This window comes from Algoriphagus sp., from assembly GCF_024642405.1.
Lineage (GTDB): Bacteria > Bacteroidota > Bacteroidia > Cytophagales > Cyclobacteriaceae > Algoriphagus.
Genome location: NZ_JAHEBC010000282.1, coordinates 1 through 5,118, shown reverse-complemented (window position 1 = coordinate 5,118; position 5,118 = coordinate 1). Strand labels below are relative to the sequence as shown.

At 35.7% G+C, this 5,118-nt stretch carries 6 protein-coding genes; 3 read left to right on the top strand and 3 right to left on the bottom strand.

The features are described 5' to 3' along the window. On the bottom strand, positions 1-1,249 hold a 1,249-nt coding region (locus Q0L68_RS16140; protein ID WP_296705174.1), incomplete at its 3' end, for an alkaline phosphatase family protein. Between the two features lie 159 nt (positions 1,250-1,408). Between Q0L68_RS16140 and Q0L68_RS16135 the strand changes: the two genes are divergently transcribed. Further along, positions 1,409-2,956 carry an aminopeptidase P family protein gene (locus Q0L68_RS16135; RefSeq protein ID WP_296705172.1) on the top strand — a complete coding sequence of 516 codons (1,548 nt, stop codon included), beginning with the start codon at positions 1,409-1,411 and terminating at the stop codon, positions 2,954-2,956. A 60-nt stretch (positions 2,957-3,016) separates the two neighbouring features. Here Q0L68_RS16135 and Q0L68_RS16130 read toward each other — a convergent pair whose 3' ends face one another. Continuing rightward, positions 3,017-3,394, bottom strand: coding sequence for a GxxExxY protein (locus Q0L68_RS16130; protein WP_296705170.1), 378 nt, complete (start codon positions 3,392-3,394; stop codon positions 3,017-3,019). 95 nt (positions 3,395-3,489) lie between these two features. Continuing rightward, entirely contained in the window at positions 3,490-4,077 is a 588-nt protein-coding gene (locus Q0L68_RS16125) for a carboxypeptidase-like regulatory domain-containing protein (protein ID WP_296705176.1), read from the bottom strand. Between the two features lie 170 nt (positions 4,078-4,247). On the opposite strand from Q0L68_RS16125, the gene Q0L68_RS16120 reads away from it, so the two are divergent. Together Q0L68_RS16120 and Q0L68_RS16115 are read left to right on the top strand one after the other, a co-directional pair. Next, entirely contained in the window at positions 4,248-4,631 is a 384-nt protein-coding gene (locus tag Q0L68_RS16120) for a metalloregulator ArsR/SmtB family transcription factor (RefSeq protein ID WP_296705168.1), read from the top strand. Positions 4,632-4,635: 4 nt separating this feature from the next. Continuing rightward, positions 4,636-5,118 (top strand): HAD hydrolase-like protein (locus tag Q0L68_RS16115; RefSeq protein ID WP_296705166.1); only part of this gene is annotated, 483 nt, incomplete at its 3' end.

Sequence of the window (5,118 nt, the reverse complement as noted above, 5' to 3'; positions counted from 1 at the left end):
TATCTCTAAAGTTTAATCCTTTTTCTCTAACAAGTTCATGATTTAGGAAAACCTGTTCATTAGATAAGCTTTTTATCCAATCTCCCTCTCCGAAGACTTGCTGAGTATAACCTTTCAATTGTGCATTGATATAACTATTATTTAGATTTCCCGCAGGGATTCTTTCGCTTATCATGTGAGTAGCTATTTCTGCAACACCATGATCTGCGGAGAGAAAAACTAAATACTCACCTTCACCTATATTTTCATCCAGGTAGTTGAGAAGCCTTTCAAACTCCAAATCCAATCTTAAATAATTGTCTTCAACCTCTTTGGAAGCAGGTCCAAATCTATGCCCGATATAATCAGGTGAAGAAAAACTAAGTGCAAGAAAATCTGTCTCTCCTCGATTACCTAGATTTTCTCCTTCGATTGCAGCTATTGCAAAATCAAGCGTTAAAGTATTCCCATAAGGAGTGGAGGCAATAAGGCCTAATCCCCCATTTGTCTCTTTTAAAGCAGGTAAATCATAAGGGAAAGTTGGAGTATCTTTTCCTGAAAATGGAGATTCAAATTCATTGTTGTCCGATATACTGTTTCTATAAGTTTCTAAAGGGTAAAGCGTATTCCATGTTTGATTCAGATATTTTTCGGCAATCTTTTTTTCATTGAAATTCTGAACCCATGATGGTAATGTCTCATAATAATAAGTTGAAGTCATAAAATCCCCGTTGTTACTATCGAACCAATAGGCATCTCCTAAATGTCCAGCTGGAAGGCTTGCTCCTCTATCTTTTATTGCAATACCTACAACTTTTGATCTTTTATTAGATGAATATCTAAGCTCATCGGTGATTGTAGTCGTTAATAAATTTCTTGGACTAATTTTCCCATTTCCTTCTGTTCCTCCTACCGCTGTGACAGTAGAATCTTCAGCACAGTAAAGAGATCCATCGAGACTTCTTACATACCAACTATTGCTAATAATGCCATGGGTAGCTGGGGTAGTCCCAGTATAAACAGATGCATGGCCTGGTCCAGTATAAGTTGGGATATAATTGTAATGACCATTTTTCATCATAAAACCATCCTTCATTAATCTTTTAAATCCCCCCTCTTTATATCGGTCCGCAAACCTATATAAGTATTCTTGTCGCATCTGATCTACTACAATACCGACAATCAGTTTAGGTTTTTCAGTTCTGTTTTGAGCTAGAATTGGCCCAATTATCAAAACAATGAGTAAAAGTATGATCCCGATTTTTTTCATGACATATAATTTTGAATCCAAAGATAAGGATATGCTTTAATCTGTTAAATAAGACTTTTTTAAATGGGAAAAACATATGAGATTAGGCTTCTTAAACAAGATGATTTTATGAAAAGGTCCTTCATTTTATTTTTTCTTTTGATAGTGGCAATTAATTCAATGGCTCAATCTTTTTTTGAAAATGCACTAAGTAGTGATTGGCATAAAGAAAGAAGAAAGGATTTGAGGAATTTGATGACTTCAAATTCAGTAGCTGTTATTTTTAATAATCCCGTAAAAAATAGATCCAACGATGTGGACTATGTCTATCATCCAAATACGGATTTTTATTATTTGACAGGATTGAGAGAACCAAATGCCGTATTGGTGATCTTTAGTGAAAAGCGAGCAATAAATGGAAAATCCACTGATGAATTGATCTTTGTTCAGCCAAGAGACCCTAGAGCTGAAATGTGGAACGGGAAAAGACTAGGAATTGAAGGAGTTAAAGAAATGCTGGGTTTTGAAGATGTATTCCTCTATGAAGAGTTTACAGATACTCAAAAATTGGATTTTAGTCCTTTTGACAAGATTTTAAGTTTTGATTTATCTGAAGATATAGAGGGCAGTAGCGCTAATGAAGGTTTGATAGAGATGATTAGTGTATTCAAAGAATCCTCAGGCTATCCAAAGGAAGTTTCACAGATCAATCTCCAGATGTATGAGATGATTAGAGCTACGGATATTCAGAATTCTGCAAATGTCGCCCAAATCATAGGTAGGGCCAAACAAAGATATCCTGAGGTTGAGGATGATCCTTTACTAAAAGATTTTTTAAATGCCGATTCTCCGGAAAAAAGAATGGCAGTGAAAGAAAAATTACCTCAACAAAAAGTTGATCTGTTTCTTTTGACTGAAATTATGGAGACTCTCCGGGGAGTTAAAACTATTGAAGAACAAGAGCTGATGAGGACTGCGGCTAAGATTTCTGCCATCGGCCAAATAGAGGTAATGAAAGCAGCAAAGCAGGGAATGTCAGAAAGAGAGATTCAAGGAATTCATGAATTCATTTATAAAAGATATGGTGCGGAAGATGTTGGATATCCATCAATAGTAGGCGCCGGAAATAATGGCTGTATTCTTCATTACATAGAAAATGATTTGGAGAGTATCAGCGATAGACTTCTTTTGATGGATCTTGGAGCAGAATGGAAAGGTTATACTGCTGATGTAACGCGTACTATCCCAGTGAATGGTAAGTTCAATGAAGAGGAAAAAGCTATTTATGAATTGGTGTTAAAATCTCAGGATGCTGGGATTGCTTTGAGTACTGTGGGGACTGATTTAGCAACCATTGGGGAGGAAACGAGAAGGATTATCAATGAAGGATTAGTTGATCTTGGGATCATCAAAGAAGGTCAAACTCACAATTATTTTCCACATGGCACTAGTCATCACGTGGGATTAGATGTTCATGATAGAGGATCAAGAGGCCCCTTAAAAGAAGGTGCTATTATTACCGTGGAGCCCGGAATTTATATTCCTGAAGGTTCTGAGTGCGACAAAAAGTGGTGGGGGATCGCTGTAAGAATAGAAGATGATATTTTAGTGACTTCTTCTGGGCCTGTCAATTTATCAGGCGATGCGCCCAGAAGCGTAAGCGCTATTGAGCAAATGATGCGTATACCAAGTGTCTTGGAAAATTGGGTGCTGCCAGAGATTAATTAATTAGCATCAGATTAAATGCTCCCGCAAAATAGCAAAGGCGCAATTATTTAGCTAAATAAATTAAAGGCCATTAACGACTCTTTTGATTCCATTTGTGAATTTATCTTCATTGAAATTGATCAAAAGACCAAGTTTTAATCCTGAAAGTATAAGGTATGTTCTCAGTTGTTTAGGGTGAACGGGTAAAAGTTTTTCCACTGATTTAAGTTCTATTATCACTTTATTTTCAACAATTATATCAGCTCGGAAGCCGTGATCAAATTTTAAACAAGACCACTGAACAGGAATAATAACTTCTGATTCAATGTCTAGTCCTTTGTTTTTAAGTTCATATTCAAAAATTCCTTGGTAAACTGATTCTAATAATCCTGGCCCAAGACCCTTGTAGATTTTAAAAGCAGTGTCAACAATTATTTTTGAGATTTCATTTTCATTCATAAAAAAGTGCTACTAAATTTTTAGCAAAAGTTATCAAATTGATAAGTCTAAATCAATTAAAAAAAATTGCTTCTTTGCGACTTCGCGGGAGGTCTTTACTTACTCTTCAAATCACCTCGCTTTATTGATCTGATGAATTGACCCCAGGCAAATGGATCTAGCAGACGTAAAGGTCTAGGACCGTAGAGATCCTGATTTTGGAGGGTTTGGCCTTGCTGAAAATATCTGAAGTTTTCTCCTCCTGACGCAGGCATACTTTCTGCCCATCTCAGAAGCATTTCAGGGCTCATATTTGCACGACTGATCGACATAGGATCCACTACATTCATGGCAATGACAGCCTGTTTGAATTCTTCCTCAGTGGGATAGGGCATAACCTCGATTTCTGCCAAAGCAATTTCATCCACTTCCATGGTTAAAATCAAACTTATTCTATCATTCTCGACATTATCAGGAACTTTAAAAGTTTGTCTCTTTAATCCAATAAAACTGAAGACCACACTATCACCTTCTAGAACAGGCATTGAAAAGTACCCGAATCTACCACTACTCGTTCCTCTTCCTTTTTTTGGAACGTAAACATTTACCCCTGACACTGCATCTGTACTGTCGGCGTTTAGAATTATACCTGACAGCTGAACAACCTTTCTTTCCTGTTTATCTTGGGCAGAAACAAACTGCACTGAAAAAAAGAATCCCAGCAGGAAAATAATTGAAGATCGAAGTATAATTGAATTATTCACAAATAAATTAACTTATTAAAACACGAAAGGTTGGCAAATCGAATGCGATTATACCCTAATTTCGGTTGATTTTTTATTTTACCAGCATAAACTGAGTTAAAACTTACTAAATGAGACTCAAAAATATAAGTTTAAATTACGGACTCCGAATATTTAAGGCACTTTCTGAAGACTCTAGAGTTAGAATTATTCATTTATTGATGCTAAATAAAGAATTGTCAATTTCTGATTTAGAGCATATTCTGGATTTTACCCAAACAAAAACAAGTCGACATTTGATTTACTTAAAGAATGCTGGATTGCTTGGAAGCAGGAGAGTAGACCAATGGATGTTTTATTACATCCTAGAAGAATATCTTGAAATCTTTCAGGCTGTATATAAGTTTATACAAAAAGATCCAAGCTTAATCAGAGATCAAGAAACTTTCGAAATCTTGAAATCCAATCGTGAACTAGCAATTAATAAAATTCAGAATAATCAATACCGACGTTAATACTTTGAAAAATTACAAACATATCTTTTTCGACCTTGACCATACCCTTTGGGACTACGATCGAAATGTCAATGAGTCACTTTCAGAACTTTATGAAATTTATACTCTTCAGGAATTAGGTATACCCACTTTTGATACATTCTTTAAATCTTTTCACCATGTTAATTTCCAATTATGGGATCTATACAATGTGGGAAAAATAGATAAGCATAATCTCCGGATTGAAAGATTTAGGAGGATTTTTGCACATGCTGGAGCTTCAGAGGATTCTGTTCCTTTACCATTCGAGGAGGATTTTATGCATAGAACTTCTTCAAAGCCTCACTTATTTCCACATTCGAAAGAAATTCTGACTTATCTGAAAGCCAAATATCCGCTGCATGTGATTACAAATGGTTTTAATGAATCTCAGGCGAAGAAAATGAAATCATCCGGTTTGGATCAATATTTTGATTTAATTGTCACCTCGGAAACAACCGGCCACAAA

Coding starts and splice junctions, on each gene's coding strand:
- Q0L68_RS16135 (WP_296705172.1), top strand. CDS start 1,409: ATGGCTCAATCTTTTTTTGAAAATGCACTAAGTAGTGATTGGCATAAA.
- Q0L68_RS16120 (WP_296705168.1), top strand. CDS start 4,248: ATGAGACTCAAAAATATAAGTTTAAATTACGGACTCCGAATATTTAAG.
- Q0L68_RS16130 (WP_296705170.1), bottom strand. CDS start 3,394: ATGAATGAAAATGAAATCTCAAAAATAATTGTTGACACTGCTTTTAAA.